General features: G+C 43.6%; 12 protein-coding genes and 2 pseudogenes. 4 read left to right on the top strand and 10 right to left on the bottom strand.

Going from position 1 to position 17,884, the window contains the following annotated elements:
• Positions 1 to 121: 121 nt before the first annotated feature.
• From EYA81_RS17620 to EYA81_RS17605, 4 genes are all read left to right on the top strand, one after another.
• The gene (locus tag EYA81_RS17620) at positions 122 to 2,113 is read left to right on the top strand and encodes an OPT family oligopeptide transporter (RefSeq protein WP_119961901.1); all 1,992 of its coding nucleotides are present in this window, start codon (positions 122 to 124) and stop codon (positions 2,111 to 2,113) included.
• 18 nt (positions 2,114 to 2,131) lie between these two features.
• Positions 2,132 to 3,019: an alpha/beta hydrolase gene (locus EYA81_RS17615; RefSeq protein WP_119961900.1), complete on the top strand. Its 888-nt coding sequence runs from the start codon at positions 2,132 to 2,134 to the stop codon at positions 3,017 to 3,019.
• Positions 3,020 to 3,027: 8 nt separating this feature from the next.
• Entirely contained in the window at positions 3,028 to 6,249 is a 3,222-nt protein-coding gene (locus tag EYA81_RS17610; protein WP_131226224.1) for a glycoside hydrolase family 2 TIM barrel-domain containing protein, read from the top strand.
• A gap of 97 nt (positions 6,250 to 6,346) precedes the next feature.
• Positions 6,347 to 7,135 (top strand): N-acetylmuramoyl-L-alanine amidase-like domain-containing protein, encoded by a 789-nt coding sequence (locus EYA81_RS17605; protein ID WP_117599519.1) that lies wholly within the window; start codon positions 6,347 to 6,349, stop codon positions 7,133 to 7,135.
• 78 nt (positions 7,136 to 7,213) lie between these two features.
• Here the strand turns inward: EYA81_RS17605 and EYA81_RS17600 are convergent, their stop codons facing one another.
• The 10 genes and pseudogenes from EYA81_RS17600 to EYA81_RS17555 form a co-directional block, all read right to left on the bottom strand.
• Positions 7,214 to 8,776 carry an ATP-binding protein gene (locus EYA81_RS17600; RefSeq protein WP_131226222.1) on the bottom strand — a complete coding sequence of 521 codons (1,563 nt, stop codon included), beginning with the start codon at positions 8,774 to 8,776 and terminating at the stop codon, positions 7,214 to 7,216.
• Between the two features lie 128 nt (positions 8,777 to 8,904).
• Complete coding sequence (locus EYA81_RS17595; protein ID WP_131226446.1) at positions 8,905 to 9,855, bottom strand: glycosyltransferase family 4 protein; 951 nt, start codon at positions 9,853 to 9,855, stop codon at positions 8,905 to 8,907.
• Between the two features lie 97 nt (positions 9,856 to 9,952).
• Positions 9,953 to 10,849, bottom strand: coding sequence for an NAD(P)-dependent oxidoreductase (locus EYA81_RS17590; RefSeq protein WP_119961895.1), 897 nt, complete (start codon positions 10,847 to 10,849; stop codon positions 9,953 to 9,955).
• Between the two features lie 344 nt (positions 10,850 to 11,193).
• Positions 11,194 to 11,686 (bottom strand): annotated as a pseudogene (locus EYA81_RS17585) (transposase); the annotation flags it as partial.
• A gap of 451 nt (positions 11,687 to 12,137) precedes the next feature.
• Positions 12,138 to 12,499, bottom strand: a pseudogene (locus EYA81_RS19970) (hypothetical protein).
• A 79-nt stretch (positions 12,500 to 12,578) separates the two neighbouring features.
• Entirely contained in the window at positions 12,579 to 13,622 is a 1,044-nt protein-coding gene (locus EYA81_RS17575) for a glycosyltransferase (protein WP_119961894.1), read from the bottom strand.
• 45 nt (positions 13,623 to 13,667) lie between these two features.
• The gene (locus EYA81_RS17570) at positions 13,668 to 14,675 is read right to left on the bottom strand and encodes a glycosyltransferase family 2 protein (protein ID WP_119961893.1); all 1,008 of its coding nucleotides are present in this window, start codon (positions 14,673 to 14,675) and stop codon (positions 13,668 to 13,670) included.
• A gap of 21 nt (positions 14,676 to 14,696) precedes the next feature.
• Positions 14,697 to 15,680, bottom strand: a complete 984-nt coding sequence (locus EYA81_RS17565; RefSeq protein ID WP_165491400.1) for a glycosyltransferase family 2 protein — start codon at positions 15,678 to 15,680, stop codon at positions 14,697 to 14,699.
• A 2-nt stretch (positions 15,681 to 15,682) separates the two neighbouring features.
• Positions 15,683 to 16,915, bottom strand: coding sequence for an EpsG family protein (locus EYA81_RS17560; RefSeq protein ID WP_165491399.1), 1,233 nt, complete (start codon positions 16,913 to 16,915; stop codon positions 15,683 to 15,685).
• Complete coding sequence (locus tag EYA81_RS17555; RefSeq protein ID WP_008663378.1) at positions 16,878 to 17,867, bottom strand: glycosyltransferase family 52; 990 nt, start codon at positions 17,865 to 17,867, stop codon at positions 16,878 to 16,880. The genes EYA81_RS17560 and EYA81_RS17555 overlap by 38 nt, the downstream gene beginning before the upstream one ends.
• Between the last annotated feature and the right edge of the window lie 17 nt (positions 17,868 to 17,884).

Below are 17,884 nucleotides of genomic sequence, written 5' to 3'. Positions count from 1 at the left end.
CCTAAAATGCGAAGATAGGCTGCACCTCAGCAGAATAATAATGAGCTTGCTCATTTTATCCTGCATTCGGTTTGCACTATCTTTGAAGTCTATTAAAGAAAAACATAAAACTACAAAACCTATGAAACAAGAAGAAGAACCAATCACCGGCTTGCCGGAAAATGCGTTCCGTGAACTGAAACCGGGAGAAGTGTACAACCCTCTGATGAGCCCGGACAAGAAGTATTCAGAAGTAAATGCCTGGTCGGTGACATGGGGTATTCTGATGGCCATTCTCTTTTCGGCCGCAGCCGCCTATCTGGGGCTGAAGGTGGGACAAGTATTCGAAGCCGCCATCCCCATCGCCATCATTGCCGTCGGCGTATCGGGTGCCGCCAAACGCAAAAACGCATTGGGCGAAAACGTCATTATCCAGTCTATCGGTGCCAGTTCTGGCGTCATCGTGGCAGGTGCCATCTTCACCCTTCCGGCGCTTTATATCCTTCAGGAAACCTATCCGAAAGAAATCACTGTTACCTTTGCACAAGTCTTTATCAGCTCTCTGCTGGGAGGTGTGCTGGGTATTCTCTTCCTTATCCCCTTCCGTAAATATTTCGTGAGCGACATGCACGGCAAGTATCCCTTCCCCGAAGCAACAGCCACCACACAAGTGCTCGTCTCCGGTGAAAAGGGCGGCAGCCAGGCAAAACCATTACTCATGGCAGGTATCATCGGTGGTCTATACGACTTCATCGTGGCAACCTTCGGCTGGTGGAACGAGAATTTCACTACCCGCGTATGCGGCCTCGGCGAAATGCTGGCCGAGAAAGCCAAGCTGGTATTCAAGGTTAATACGGGTGCTGCTGTGCTCGGTCTGGGTTATATCGTGGGACTGAAATACGCGTCCATCATCTGTGCCGGTTCGCTGGCCGTATGGTGGATTATCATCCCCGGTATGTCCATGATTTGGGGAGACTCCGTACTGAACCAATGGAACCCCGAAATCACAGCAACCGTAGGCGCTATGGCTCCGGAAGATATTTTCAAATACTATGCCAAGAGCATCGGTATCGGTGGTATAGCCATGGCAGGTATCATCGGCATTATCAAGTCCTGGGGCATCATTAAGAGCGCCGTAGGGCTGGCTGCCAAGGAAATGGGCGGTAAATCCAATGTAGAGGCCAGCGTGAAGCGCACGCAACGGGACATCTCCATGAAGATTATCGCCATCGGCTCCATCATCACATTGCTGCTGGTTGTTCTGTTCTTCTACTTCGATGTGATGCAAGGTGACCTGACACATACCATTGTAGCCATCCTGCTGGTAGCAGGTATCGCTTTCCTGTTCACTACCGTGGCAGCCAATGCCATTGCGATTGTGGGCACAAATCCCGTATCCGGAATGACGCTGATGACATTGATTCTGGCATCCGTAGTCATGGTAGCCGTAGGGTTGAAAGGTCCCGGAGGAATGGTTGCGGCACTGGTGATGGGTGGTGTTGTATGTACGGCACTGTCCATGGCGGGAGGCTTCATCACAGACTTGAAAATCGGTTACTGGCTGGGTAGCACGCCTGCCAAGCAGGAGACCTGGAAGTTCCTCGGAACCATCGTTTCTGCCGCTACCGTAGGTGGTGTAATGATTATCCTGAACAAGACATACGGTTTCACCAGCGGACAACTGGCTGCTCCGCAGGCCAATGCCATGGCAGCCGTTATCGAACCTCTGATGAACGGTGTGGGTGCTCCTTGGCTGCTCTACGGCATCGGTGCAGTGCTGGCCGTCATCCTCAACTTCTGCAAGATTCCCGCACTGGCATTTGCATTGGGTATGTTCATCCCATTGGAACTGAATGTCCCGTTGGTAGTAGGCGGTGCCGTCAACTGGTACGTGACCAGCCGCAGCAAGGATGCCGCTCTCAATGCCGAACGCGGGGAAAAAGGCACACTGCTTGCCTCCGGTTTCATTGCCGGCGGTGCATTGATGGGCGTGGTAAGCGCCGCCATGCGCTTCGGAGGAATCAACCTCGTGAACGATGCATGGTTGCAAAACACTTGGTCTGAAGTGCTGGCGCTGGGTGCTTATGCCATTCTGATATTCTACCTCATCAAAGCTTCCATGAAAACCAAATAACCTTTAAATACCAAGAACATGAAAAAGATTCTACTTTTATCTTTTCTATTTGCAACGACCATGTTATCTGCACAAAAGCCCGTTGAGCTGCCCCTATGGCCCAACGGTGCCCCCAATAACAACGAACTGACCAATTCCGGACAGAACCATAACAACGAATGGGTGTCCGATGTCACCACCCCTACCCTTACGGTGTATCCTGCCTCCCACCCCAACGGCATGGCCATCATCATGTGTCCGGGAGGTGGCTACGGAGGGCTGGCCATGAAGCACGAGGGACACGACATGGCTCCCTGGTTCAACACACAAGGCATCACCTATGCAGTACTGAAATACCGTATGCCCAACGGGCACCATGAAGTGCCCCTTTCCGATGCCGAACAAGCCATCCGCATGGTACGCAAACATGCCGCTGAATGGGGTGTCAATCCTCAGCGCGTAGGCATCATGGGCGCTTCTGCCGGCGGCCATCTGGCAGCTTCGCTTGCCACACTATACAGCAGTGACAAAACCCGTCCCGACTTCCAGATCTTGTTCTATCCGGTGATTTCCATGCAGAAAGGCGTTACCCATGGAGGTTCCCGCCAGAACCTTATCGGAGAAAATCCATCTCAGGAGCTGGAACAAAAATACTCCCTCGAAAGACAAGTGTCCCCACGCACTCCGCAGGCTTTTATCATGCTTTCTTCGGACGACGACGCAGTGCCACCCATCAACGGCATTGGCTATTTCCTCGCCTTGCGTGACCACAAAGTGCCTGCCAGCCTGCATGCCTACCCTACCGGCGGACATGGCTGGGGATTCCGGGACAACTTCACCTACAAGCGTCAATGGACGGAAGAACTGGAGAAGTGGTTGCGTGAAGGGCTCGTATTCCCGGTCTCTGAACCTACCACAAAGAAATAAAAGCAATTATGAATAAAAAGTATTTTTTACTCACTTGCCTCGCAGCTTTTCCCTTTGCCCTGACTGCTCAGGAGAACAATCGCTACGAAGAGATTACCAACCCCAAGCTGACAAGCATCAACCGGGAGCCTGCCCGCAGCACGTTCACCTCCTACGTCACGGAGGCCGATGCCGTCATCAATGACCGCAAGAACGGAACCTTCCGCTTGTCCCTTAACGGGAAATGGAAATTCCATTATGTGGAAACCTTCGCCGACCGCCCCACGGACTTCATGATGGACCGTGTGGACGCCAGCCGCTGGCCGGACATCAATGTACCCGGAAACTGGGAGTTGCAAGGATTCGGCACGCCCATCTACGTGAACCATCCCTATGAGTTCTGTTCTTCGGGCTATCCTCCTTATTGGGACAAGCCCAACCCTCCGTACGTTCCCAAGGAATGGAATCCCACCGGCACCTATCGCCGCGAGTTCACCCTTCCGGGAGACTGGGACGATAAGGAGATTTTCCTGAGTGCCGACGGTGTACGCGGGGCAGCCTTCTACTACCTTAACGGCAAGTTTGTAGGCATGAGTAAAGATGCAAAGACTCCGGCGCGTTTCAACGTCAGCGCCATTGCCAAGAAAGGGAAGAATGTCATTGCCATTCAGATACACCGCTTTTCCGATGCCAACTATCTGGAATGCCAGGACTTCTGGCGCATCAGTGGTATCGAACGGGACATTTACTTATATGCCCAGCCTCAAATCCATCTCACAGACTTCAAGGTGGAAGCTCCTCTGGACGACAACTACCGGAACGGTATCCTCAAGGTAAAGGTGCAGTTTACCAATGAAAGCGGACAAAACGCCCCATTTGTCGTTGGTTACCGCCTGCTGGACAAGAACGACCAGCAGATAGCCCAGTCCTCTACTCAGGTCAGCGGTGACCAAACGGAAGTGGAATTCACCAAGAAGACCATCCAGGAACCCCTGCAATGGACAGCCGAAACGCCCAACCTCTATACCCTCGTCGTCAGCTTGAAGCGCCCGAACGGAGATGTGATTGAAGCGACAAGCTGCAAAGTAGGTTTCCGTACAGTGGAAATCAAGGACAAGCAACTGTTGGTAAACGGACAACCTATCCTCGTGAAAGGCGTGAACTATCACGAACACAACGAGAATACCGGTCACTATGTCTCCGAAGAACTGATGAAGAAAGATTTCGAGCTTTGGAAGAGATACAATGTCAATACCGTACGCACTTGCCACTATCCCCAGCAGGAACGTTTCTACGAACTCTGCGATGAATATGGTATCTACGTCATCGACGAAGCCAATATCGAAAGTCACGGCATGGGTTACGACTTGCGGGTAGGCGGTACGCTGGGAAACAATCCGCTCTTCATGAATGCCCATCTCGACCGCACCATGAATATGTACGAGCGGGACAAGAACCATCCGTCAGTCATCATCTGGTCGCTGGGCAACGAAGCCGGGAACGGATTGAATTTCTACGTCACTTACAACACCTTGAAGACACTCGACAGCCGTCCCATCCAGTATGAACGTGCACTGTTGGAATGGAATACGGACATCTACTGCCCGATGTATGCTCCCCCTTCCTATCTGGAGAAGTATGCCCGGAACAAGGAGATGACGCGTCCCCTCATTCTTTGCGAGTATGCCCATGCCATGGGCAACAGTCTCGGCAACTTCCAGGACTACTGGGATATCATCGAAAAATATCCCATCCTCCAGGGCGGCTGTATCTGGGACTGGGTAGACCAAGGCTTTGCCGCCAAGACAGACGACGGCCGTAAATACTGGACCTATGGCGGCGATTATGGCGAGAACGGCACTCCCTCCGACGGCAATTTCTGCATCAACGGCGTGGTATACCCCGACCGCAGTGTCAAACCGCAGACGGAAGAGATGGGGAAGGTCTACCAGAACATCAAGTTCCTCGACTTCGACAAGCAAACTTCCACCGTGAAAATCCGCAATGATTTCTCTTTCACCAATCTCGACAAGTACGACTTCTACTACATCATCCGCGACCATGGAAAGGAAGTCTACCGTGGCAAGATTGAAAATATCCATGCTGCACCGGGCAAGACAGTAACCACCGGCTTTCTGAACGGCATACCCAAAGAGAAACAGACAACGGGAGATGTACGCATCGAGTTCTATGCAGCCATCAAGACGGCAGAACCTTTCCTCCCGGCCGGCACGGTCATTGCACGCGAACAGACCTACGTCCATACCTTCTACAAGAAAGAGGCTACGGCACAGAAGCCCGCCACTTCTAAGGAAGAAGGAAATTTGGTGGCGTTCTTCGGTCCCGACTTCAAAGCCACCTTCGACAAGCAAAGCGGCCTACTCACCTCCTATTTGTACAAGAAGCACGAGTACATACTGAACGGTCAAGGTCCCCGCCCATTCTTCTGGCGTGCACCGACGGACAATGATTATGGAGCCAACCTCCCCGTCCGCCTCAAAGCCTGGAAAGAGGCAAGCTATCAAGAACCAAAAGCCGAAAGTTTCCAAGTGACTCCGGGCAGCAATGCCACGACAGTAAAGGTGACCTATCATTTTCCGCAGACAGATGCCCGTTGGGACATCACCTATAAGATATATGCCAACGGAGTTATCAAGGTAGACAACCGCTTCGTGGCCGAAGGAGACCAGGCTTCGATGATACCGCGTGTAGGCCTGCGGATGCAGTTGCAAAAGATCTTTACAGACTTGACCTACTACGGTCGCGGTCCGAAGGAAAACTACCGAGACCGCCGTACCTCCCAGTTTATTGGAGAGTATACTATCCCGCTCAAGGATATGTACGAGCCTTACGTCCGCCCGCAAGAGAACAACCATCGCACAGACATCTATTGGTGCGCCCTTACCGATAAGACGCAACGTGGCTTGCTACTCATCGCCGACCGCACCTTCGAACTGAACGCCTCCAACTATCCCCTGGAGAGCATGGATAGCGGCGACACGATTGATAACGGTGCTCCGCGTACCGAAAAGACCCATCATCGCCACCTCACCGATCCTCTGCCGGAAAAGATGGTTGATTTGTTCATTGACTACCGCATGATGGGTGTCGGTGGAGACGACAGTTGGGGCGCAACCGCCCATGAACCCTATCTGATTCGTCCGGGCAAAGAGAATGCCATTGAATACGGTTTCTCCCTTGTTCCGTTCGATAAAAAGGAGGATTATAAATATTTAATCCAGCAATATTGAATTTAATCCCTCCGGATTAAGCTTTTATAAAAAGGATGTAGTAAATTTGCTGCATCCTTTTTACGTTTAAGAACAATAATAATCAAAAGAGAGAAAAATGAAAACAATGACTAAATTTATGTTCAGCGCCCTCTGCGCCGCAGCCATGGTAACTTCCGTTTCTGCCCAGGGAGGGAAAGATATGTTGAGCAATGGAATAAAGTATCTGGATGTGCCATACGTAGCCCATACGCTGGAAGCAGATGGTCCCGAAGAACTCGTCATCAACTGCGATGAGGTAGACTGCACCACGCTGGTGGAATATGTGCTGGCAGAGACACTCACCCCCAAATTGGCCGACGGAGACATCTCGGAAAGCGCTTTCGCCGATAACCTGCAAAAAATCCGTTACCGTGACGGTAAAATCGACGGGTACACTTCCCGCCTGCATTATATTGCCGACTGGATAAACAATGGCGTACGCAACGGCTTCCTTCAGGATGTAACGGGCGCCATGAGTCCCGACACCGAACAGTTATCCATCTCCTACATGTCTTCCCACCCCCAACTCTACAAGCAGCTGGCAAATTCTCCGGAGAACATAGCCAAAATGAAGAAGATTGAACAATCCTTGTCCAGCAAGGAAATTCACTATCTTCCCAAAGCCAAACTTCCCGCCGATGGTCTCCCGTGGATTAAAGACGGCGATATCATAGCCATCACCACCAACACTCCGGGGCTGGACGTAGCCCACATGGGAATCGCTTTCTATGCAGATGGCAAACTCCTGTTGGTACACGCTTCTTCTACCGACAAGAAAGTGGTTGTTTCCAAAGTCCCCTTGTCCCAAATGCTGAAAGACAATAATAAGTGGACGGGAATACGGGTGCTGAGAATGAAGAAATAAGGTGAAATTTTATAATATGGAAAAGGCGATGGAGAATTAATTCTCCATCGCCTTTTCCATATATATGATTGTTCGTTCCTATTCCTCTACGACAATATATTCATCAATATTCCGTGTTTCTTTACTGAAGTTCACACCTACTTTCACTAATTTCCTGCCATCCAAGGTATAAGGAATCAGATACCCCTTCTCATCTATTTGCTTCAGAGCTGCGTCGGCTGTACCGTCCAGTTTGAACTCAAAAACATAAATAGCGGTAGGGGTATGAACTACCGCGTCCGCACGGCCGCGGCTGCTGCGAACCTCGGACCGGATGAACTGTCCCAGCAAAGTAAATACTACATGAAAAATAACCTGATAATGACGTTCCGTATCATCACTCAACTCGTACGGAATACCGGAGAAGAATATCTTAAGACGCTCCATAAACGCCTCCACATCCCCACTCTTCAATTCACGCATGAATTTAGCGATGTGGAAACCAGTCTCATCATCAGTAACTTTAGTATAAAAAGGAACCAGAAAATTCAGAAAGCCGTAACGAACCTCATCATTTGGAAAGCCTAAAGTGTATAGCTTCACATCATCATCATACCCTTTTATGGTCAAATAACCACTTTGATAAATCATCGGAAGAGGATTATTTGTTTCCGCACGATATTCAGAGAAAGCGGAAGCCAGCACTTCCACTCCATCTATCAATAGACGTATATCGTAATCACTCTGCTTCAGCAAGTCAACCAAGTAAGTAGGTGTGCCGGTCTGAAACCAATAATATCCCATCTCTTCTGCATCAAAAGCATTCAATACACTGAACGGATTGAACATTCCTACACCTTCCGGATGAAAATGATAACCATCATATTGACGTTCCATCAAATCAATCACTTCTTGTAAGGATATCCCTCTTCGTTTAGCCAGTCTCTCAAGTTCCGGCAGAAAGGTTTTCACCAACTCCTCTTTGGTAATACCACACAAAGCAGCGTAAGGAGACTTCATGCTGATATCATTCAGCTGGTTCAAGTCACTGAACACACTTACTTGCGCAAACTTGGTCACTCCGGTCAGGAAAACAAAACGAAGATAACGGTCAGCGCTCTTCAAGACACCGTAGAATGCTTTCAATGTTTTCCGATACTCATCCAGCAAGTTCTCATCCAAGACCGCTTGAAGCAATGGCTTATCATACTCATCAATCAGCACAACAACCTGCTTTCCTGTCTGCATGCATGCCCGCTCTATCACGTAAGCAAAACGCTCTTCCGGATTACGGTCTTTCTTCTCCTGACCATAGAGCAGCTCCCATTTCTCCAGATACTGATTAAGCATAGCCGTCAGGTCAGCAGCAGTTTCATATTTCCGGGCATTCAAATCCAAGTGCAAAACCGGGTATTCTTCCCATTCCTTTTCCAGCTGTTCGATGGCCAAACCTTGAAACAGATCCTTGCGTCCTTGAAAGTAGGCTTCAAAGGTAGAAAGAAGCAGACTCTTGCCAAAACGACGGGGACGGCTCAAGAAATAAGGTTTACCTACATTTGCAATTTGATAAACCATAGCCGTCTTATCTACATAGAGATAACCATCCCTACGTATTTCCTCAAAAGTCTGTATGCCAATCGGCAGTTTACGCATCTGTTCCATGTTATTATTATAACCTGATTGGTATATGACAAAGGTACGATTTATATTTCAAAAATAAGACGAAAGGCGATGGAGATTTTAGTCTCCATCGCCTTTCATTATTTTACTAATCATCATTTCAGTATTACTCACGTAGACTGGTGCAATCCGAAATACTTCTTCATAAAGCAGGTATAAGAAAAACAAAGCAAAAGAATTATACCTGTCAAATACCAATAACCGTAACCTAAACACATTATATATCCTACGATTATGATTGCCTGCACCGCCATGTAAATAGAAGAAACCATTACATGAGGAATCTTCAGCTCATTCGCCATAATCTGATACAGATGCTTGCGATGCGGCAAACCGATATTCTCATGAAGCATCAGGCGGTGAATGATAGTCAGTACACTATCCACACCATAAACGGATAAAAGGACTATCCAGCTGAAATCTTCCGTTTCAATGATGAGCCTGCCTATCAGGAAAAGAAGGATGAAGGCAATGCTCACCGCCCCCACATCACCCGCAAAGCATTTGGCTTTCTTACGAAAATTGAAGAAACAGAAAACTAGAACGGAACAGATAACGGTATAGATGAAATCTGCTTCCACAAAAGTAACCACCTCCTTATTGATATAGGCCAACGCAGCAAGAATAACCAGAGAATAACCACCGGTTATGCCGTTAATGCCATCCATAAAGTTGTAGGCATTGATGATGCCCGTACAGACTATCAAGGCTATGACTATCCACCACCAGGACAAAGAGAACAGCCCCCACTGATAAAACATCATAGCCATAGCAGAGAAATGAAAAAGCAGTCTTGTCATCTGTCCGGTGGATTTTATATCGTCCACGAAGCTGATGAACGTCACCAGTGTCAAGGCAAGCAGGAACCAGGGATATTCAAAGCCACTCGTCAGGAAATAGGCAAACGCCCCGAAATAGAAAATAATCCCACCACCGCGTAAAGTCACTTTCGTATGGGAACTCCGCTCATTGGGCTTGTCGATGATATTGCACCTATCAGCCACTCTAAAATAAAAAAGTTCTGCCAAAAACAGCAGAACCAAGACCATCCAATAATACATCATCCGTTTTTGATTATCCAGTAAAACCAAAGCTGAATACATGTAAATCCCAAAGATACAATACCCAGCCCTATCAATATGACATCTAAATATACATTCATTCTATCTTGAAGTTTTCCAATACACGGGTCGGCTTCCATCCCAATTCACGCATCGCCTTTTCGTTACTGAAAGTAAGCGATTCTGTGATTTTCTTCAGTTTCAAAGAATTGATAGGCGCTTTCTTTCCTAAGCAATCTCCTACCAAAGCCATACATTTAGCTGCCCAATAAGGTATTGAGAAAGGCATTTTTTTATTCAGCTGTTTGCAAATAACCGCTTCCAACTCTCTGAAAGAAGGATGGTAACTATCACATACATTATAGACACCTCCTTTTTCTGCCAACAAAGGAACCAGACTTGCTATATCCTGTACCATCAACACACTCTTCCGCGCACGACTTCCGGCAATACCTAAATATCTTCCATTGCGTATGCCTTGAATCATCGCTCCTAAATTTCCCGGAGGATTACACCCAGCAATTAAGGAAGGACGAATAATACCCAAAATAACGTTGTGTTTGTAGCACCATTTATGCAAAAACTCTTCGGCCAGACGTTTGCTCATGGCATACGGAGTTTTCCCACCCAAAGGATACTCTTCTGTTATCTCTTCTCCATACTCGCAACCATATACGGCTACTGTAGAAATAAAGATAAAAGCTCGGGGAACCCCTCTTCTTTCCAATGCTGCACAAAGATTCTTTGTACCTTGCAGATTTACATCAAAAAAAGCTTGTTTCTCTGCTTTCGTCTTGGGTGTCACATGTGCTTTTCCAGCTGCATGAAGAACGATATCATACCGTTCACGCAGCTCCGGTATCTCCTGTGCCATGTTCACGGTATAGTCATCCTGTGGCAACAGACCTACAGTAGTAACCTCATATATAGCTTCCAAAAGAGGATGCACGTTGTTACCCAAGAACCCGGAGGCCCCTGTAAATAAAAGTTTCATGAAAATTAAATAGAAAAAATTAACTCAAAAGAAAAGTAATATCAAAATGCTGTTCCGGAGTCATAACAAAATTCCTTCCCCATCTCAACTAATAACAACAAATCAATGTCGCTATCCGAACGTACATCACCACGTGCCTCGCTCCCCTAAAGAATAACCTTCAAATCAAGAAAGTTACGATGTAATGCTTCTTTATATTAATGATACGACATGTGGACGACTCATAGAAACTTTGTTAAGTATGGTGACAAAGTTTCCGTAAGTACTCAATTTAGGGCATACCCCTTAATGAAAGCACTTTTCAGTGCCCTAAAACGAGTTTTGTTAATTAATTAGTTTTGAATTTAACATTGGCTGGTAGCCAAAGTGATTTTGCCAGGAACCATGTTAACATAATCCCTGCACCCGTTAAAAATATTTTTGAAAAAAGTTCCAATGAAGTTCCAGATAGAACAGCCATGAAGCTTTACAGTTCCTATTACACTATGATAAGTTACAGCCATCCCAGCACCGGAATCACTGCCATAATGAAGGGAATTGTTGCGTTGAGTGGTCAGCTTCCGAAGTAAGCCCGGCTTCATCATAAACATGTTCTTTCAAAAAGAATCTCTTTAAAAGGTTTGAAAAACGCCCGGCTACCGGTTCACCGCCTTGATTACCGGCCTTAATGAACTTGTTGTTTGCATGAGACATGCAAACCTGATGTATAGCTGATTTCAGCTCATTGCCGATAAATACATAAGCATTGTATCCGTCAGACATAATACTCTTTAATTCCGAATCACCCAAGAAGTCTGTTAGTACCTCACGACTGCGAGAGTCATTCTCATAGAAGAAAGGCTACTCCCATCGTTTTATACCCGTCGGGACGATTGCCCAGGTCACGTTCCTTTTGGGGAAGAACCGGCCTATTCCGAAATTTATTTTTGTCCAGAGAATCTGTACGGAGTGTATCGTCCGTACCGTCATATTTAAACCTTTGATTTACAAACATAAAGGCAGCAAAACAATCTCGAAACCTCAAGTAAACAAACCTATTCGTCTGATTTTTAATATTTTAACCATAGGAATCTCAAGTATCAGAATTACATCTTTCCAGTCGATCCGATAAACCGTATCTGCCCCATTCCGCTCTACTTTCATAAACTGATAGCCAGCAACAAACTTCTTTTCGAACAGGCTGTATGAACGGTTGTCAAATGAAAACATACGGACTATTCTCCGATTTCGAGACAACGCATATCGGCAAAGTCACGGACATAATAGAAATAATTCAGACCAGTTACATTCAATATAATCTCTTCAGTTTCTCTACCATGCGAACTAAATCCTGATAACTTAAATTCTTTTGGGATAAACGCAGCCTATTGCTGATACGAATCTCAAGCCAAATACGAGCAGAGGTATCATTACTGCTTTTTGATGCAGGGGTAGGTTGGTCACTAGTCCTGTTTTTTTCCTCATAGGTAATCACAGAGACATCATCAACCCAGACTGCAACCACTTTTTTGCGAGTATCCTTAAACCATTTCTGGAAAATGTTATAAGGTACTTTGTTCCTAACACAAAACGATTGGAGAGATTCTCCATGAGGCAAGCCTCGCTCTGGTACTGAAAATAAAACCTTTCAAGATATTCACTGCTATACATAATTCTATAAATTTAGTTGGCAGCAAAATTATTACTTTCAATTAATAGCCATTTTTTGACTGCTTACTCATCTATTTGTTTAATCCACAATTCCATTATAAATCCTCAAATATCCATCTATCATATTATCAACAGTCAGCTTCTTTTGATAGCTTTTTAAAGCGTTTTTTGAGAAACGGGTATAAACATCTTTATTCTCTAAAATATAGCAGATTTTCTCACAGAAAGCTTTCGCTGAATTCTCTACTGTATAACCATTTTCATCATCTAATACAATCTCGCTAATACCTCCTACTTTTGAAGCAACCACCGGTTTTCCAAAAGCCATGGCTTCAATAATAGTCATCGGTAATCCTTCATAATTACTGGGAAGAATAAACAAATCAGCGTATTCATTATACGCGCCCGCATTGGGAAGACTTCCCATGAAAAACACATTTTCAGAATACTGTCCACGAAATTCATGCTGATTACCAATCCAAACAAAGGCATATTGAGGTAATAATTCAGAAACTTTCAGAAATAAGTCTATATTTTTTGGGGGAGATAATCTGGCAATACATAATATTATCTTTGAATAGCTTCGCATTTTATTAAAGGGACTTTCCGGTAAACGCAATGGTTGACTAATACCATTATATACAAAACAAACATTGTTATTTATCCCCTCATTACACAAATTATCTTCATCATATTTACTTACACCAATAATAGTTCTACACCTGAATTGCAGCATCTTTTCGAGGAATAAATATTTTCGATGGGCTATACGTATAGAATCAAAGCCATGAACTGTATATACTATTTTTGCAGAAGGAAATGCTATTCGGCCTAATAATCCGGCTTTTGATGAATGCAAATGAATTATATCTGGGTGATACTTTTTATAAAGTTTCCGCATAGCTCGAATTGTCTTGATTTCATTGAGTAGAGACAAAGCTCTTCGTAACGATGGAATGCGTTCACATATCACAGACGGATGAAGCAACAACCACATTTTTCCGTCACCAGCTCCCGCCGCCACTATCACCTCATGTTCTTTAACCAACCTATTTGCCAGATTGACAACGACCGACTGTGCTCCTCCAAGATCACAGAGAGTTATTACTTGAAGTATTCGCATAAAAATAACGTTCAAAAATGACGTATAATATAATTTACAAAATCATTAAAAAGTCTGAAACAATTTATTATAGAGGTATAGGAAAAAATAAAGGCGGTATCTTAAAGCATAAGTCATGCCTATTGCAATCAGATTTTTTCTATATACAGCATGCCGTATGGCATTATCATAGTAAGGGTTTTTCAGTTCTTTATTAATCTCGCGGCACACCTCTCTATATTTTTTATTTTCAAAGAATTGAGATGCAGCTACCGTAGCCACTTCATGCGTAACAAATCGATATAACTGCTCTTTAAAGTCATATTTAGACATATCAATTTGTTTTTCTAAATGCCTACCTATAACTTCCGGAGTATTCCAAGGGAAAGCTTTTCTGCATTTTGTCATAGACGACGGATTCATTCTATAATAATAACCGCAATAATCCATCACTACTGCGTTTCGAGCAAAGTTCATAAATGCTATCGTACAGGCTTTGTCCTCTCCAATCTTCAGAAACAAACCTTGCTGTTGTTGTTGTTGTTGTATGTATATATCAGATTTAAATGCCTTACCCCACAATTGTCCCGGCAGACAAGCATCATCATTCCTTCTCATAAGTAGAGGATAGATTTCCTTCACCAATTGTTCTTCATTATAATAGCCTGTTCTTAACGAAATCCTTCGATACTTGTGATTGGTTTCCAAAGCAAAAACATGTCCCATCATAACAATATCCGGATTTTTATATTGCTTTATGCTATCAGATATCAATTCAAGATAACGGGAATCTATCCAATCGTCCGAATCCAGACAAATACAGTAATCTCCTCGCACTTCATCAGCTCCTGCTATTCTTGCACTCACCAATCCACCATTCGCTTTATTTACCAACCGGAAACGGCTATCCCTTACCAAATACTCCTGACAAATGGTCAAGCAGTCATCGGTTGACCCATCATTCACCATAATGGCTTCAAAATCCGAAAAAGATTGGTTCAGAACACTGTCAAGGCATTGTCTAAGATACCTACCTGTATTATAGATTGGAATTATAATACTAAATAAAATCATACTAAACTATTCATTACAATATTACCATCTTGAACTAACATGTAATCCGACCTTGATATAAAGCCTTAGCAATGCTATCATCTTTGTATCCAGCAGAAAAAGCAATAATCTGTCTTTCATTCCGATTTTAGTTTTATCACCCCCCGATATGTTTGGAAAAAGAGAGATAGAGTATTTGAAAGCTTCTTCATTGTAGAATGATGATTTCATAGAATGTACTTTTACATAAACCTTTGCCAGGGATAATACGGGTGCATAATACTCAAGATTTATCTTCAAAAAGAAATCCTCCAACAGCAAAGCGGCTCTTTCCAGACTTTTAATAGATTTTACACTCACAGATGCGGTATAAGACGTAGCTATATTTTTAAGATAATAATAGCACGTTTTCTTCAGATATGCCACCTTATTGGAGTTATAAACCAGTCGTGGACTGGTAGCATAGTCTTCACTATAACAGATGCTTTCATCCAATTCAATGCCGTTATACACTTTTCTATTACAAAAGCGGAAGCAGAGTTCAAACCTCGTCTTTCTTATAATCATTTGATACAGATACTGCTCTTTTGTTTCAGGCATGGATAAAGTAATGTGTTTTGTGAAGTTGTCATATAATTCGTCTATGTCAAACACCACCATATCGGCATTTTCATCCAAAGCCTTGTTTACAAGACATTCTACTGCATCTGTCGAGATATAGTCATCGCTATCAATATGCCATATATACTCACCTTGGGCATGCGACAAGCCTGTTTTTCTGGCAGCAGTCAGCCCCTTGTTCACTTCATGATTTATTAATATCACTTGCTCCCTCCGATGTGGATAATCAGTCATTTTATCTTGGATATGCTTCATGCTATTGTCTATAGTACAATCATTTACAAAAATGTATTGCATATTTTCGTAAGATTGCGAAAATAATGAATCCAAACATTTATCAATGTAGCGTTCAACATTGTACACCGGAACGACAATAGAAACTAAAGGTTCTCTATTTCTTAACATAATCATTTAATATAAATATAAAGTTCACCGTTGGGATTAACATTATTCATCACCCAGTTATCGTCATAGTCCATGGAAAGAGCCACGGGATATGGACTGAATAAATAGTACCACCTTGTTATGGTATGTTTTCTCCATTCAAGCATGAATCCGAATAGAGTAAGGAATACATAGGTTTTAAAAAGAACTTTCAGTTTAGACATTCCCGCATATTTCATTAAGAAAAAGATGCCGTAATAATAGAAATATGCCATCACTCTACCATTTACGGCAAAAAATGCGGAAGTAAATGCCGTCAGCAGAAATAAATTATACACCAAAGATGTCTGTTTTGTTATAGGAACATTCTTGCAGAAAATAGCAAAAAACAATATATTGCAAGTGTAATGTCCTATCGTAGGAAGCCAAAAAAATATATTATGCCCCTCAAGATATTCGGTAGAAGCGTATTCTCCCTCTGTATAACTAACAAGATAATCATTTAATTCTCCTAAAGGAAGAACGGAAACCAATAATCCAAACGATTGCGAAACAAAAAAAAGAATTCCAAAAACCAAATAGAAAATGGGCTTATGCCTTACATACAATCCAACCTCTGCCAGCAGAATGAGTGGTATCACCATCATGACACCAAAATGAAAGAAAAAGGCAATTAATAACAGCCCTATGTCAATAAAACGTTTTTCGTTCAGCACATAGTGTCTGAAAATGTAATAACTTACTAAAGATGCTGCAAAAGAGCTTCTCAATCCTACTGCAACAGCAGCGTAGGGAATTATAAAAATCACGAACCATAAAAACACACAGCGGTCTCTATCGTTCGGCTTCATGCTTTTGCAATAGCTATTATAGGCATTTAAGAAGAGCATTGTAGTGCTCGCAACAAGCAAGAACCTCAAAAATCCAAAAGAGATACCATATTTTATAAAAATAAATTCCAACAATGGTAATAGGAAATCCACTTTTATGTTCACTCCCAAAAAGAACAAGAAATCGTTCCACTCAAACAGCTTTATGTCTTGAAAGTTTACCCAATGCCTATACAAATCTGCTACGGGAGGATAAAGCAACATGGCGCATAAACCCATAAACAATGAAAAAAGAAGATACATATTCTTCTTTTGCCGATAGCAGCCATTTATCACCATGGGCATGGCCAGTACAGGGCAGCAAAAAAAAGCCACCCACACAAACCAATCAGTTCGGATTAAGCTCCTCAATTTCAAATTGTCCATATACATTCAATAATTCCGGATGACATTTAAACCCAAGAAGATGTTTTTTACATTCCTTCGGGAATGAAAAGATAGAAGTACTATTAATTGTATATGCATCGGTAAAGTACAAACCTATCAAAGAAAACAACTCCGCCGGCATTTTTTTTGAATATACCATTACATCGGGAAACATTCCTCTGTAATCCATAGTATCTCTGGGATGTGTCTTGATTACTACATCTTCTGCATTGTATTGATTAATTATACCTTGATATATCTCTCTCATCACTTCGTCACCCACACCTTGATTGAAAGGTTGTGCCAGTATAATCACCTTCTTTTCGCGAAGTTTTTCTATTTCCTCCTTATTAAAGCTGAACATATCAAGAATATAATCTTTATAATCACACGTTTCCCATAACTTCCTGATATCGACAAGTATAGCTTTTTCTTTGAGACAAGCAGGAATAGATCCCATAGCACCGGTAAGAACAACTTGTGAAGCATATTTAGAATTACCATACTCACCATAACACATGCTGGAGCCAAACAGCAATCTGTATAACCACTTGTGCTTCATCGTTGACGGTCTTACTAAAGCGCTTTCTATATAGTTTGCCAGACCATCTTCAATAACCACCATAGAGCGTTTGCGCAACAGAGCCGGAGTGTACCACAGGTGATCTTGACCAAAAATCGGGAGCGTACACAGAAAAGGCCATTTCATATAGGCTGTACATTTTAACCAAAAGCGGCATAATACTCTCAACACAAACGGCTGTGAGGTCATTTTCACATAAGAGAGAAATTCCTTATACTTGAGTTTACTCTGAAATTCAGACGAGAATGCATCTGATATAAAAAAGAAAGTCTTGTCAAATTGTTCCTTTCCATATACCAGCATATAAATGAGCATGGTATACGTTGAATCAACAAAACATACAGCTTTCAAATCTTTATATTTCTTCATCTTTATTCTTATTTAGA

Origin of the sequence: Bacteroides sp. A1C1, assembly GCF_004328515.1 — a bacterium.
GTDB classification, from domain to species: Bacteria; Bacteroidota; Bacteroidia; order Bacteroidales; family Bacteroidaceae; genus Bacteroides; species Bacteroides uniformis.
The sequence above is the reverse complement of the archived record's forward strand: the minus strand, read 5'-3'. Positions and strand labels throughout refer to the sequence as shown.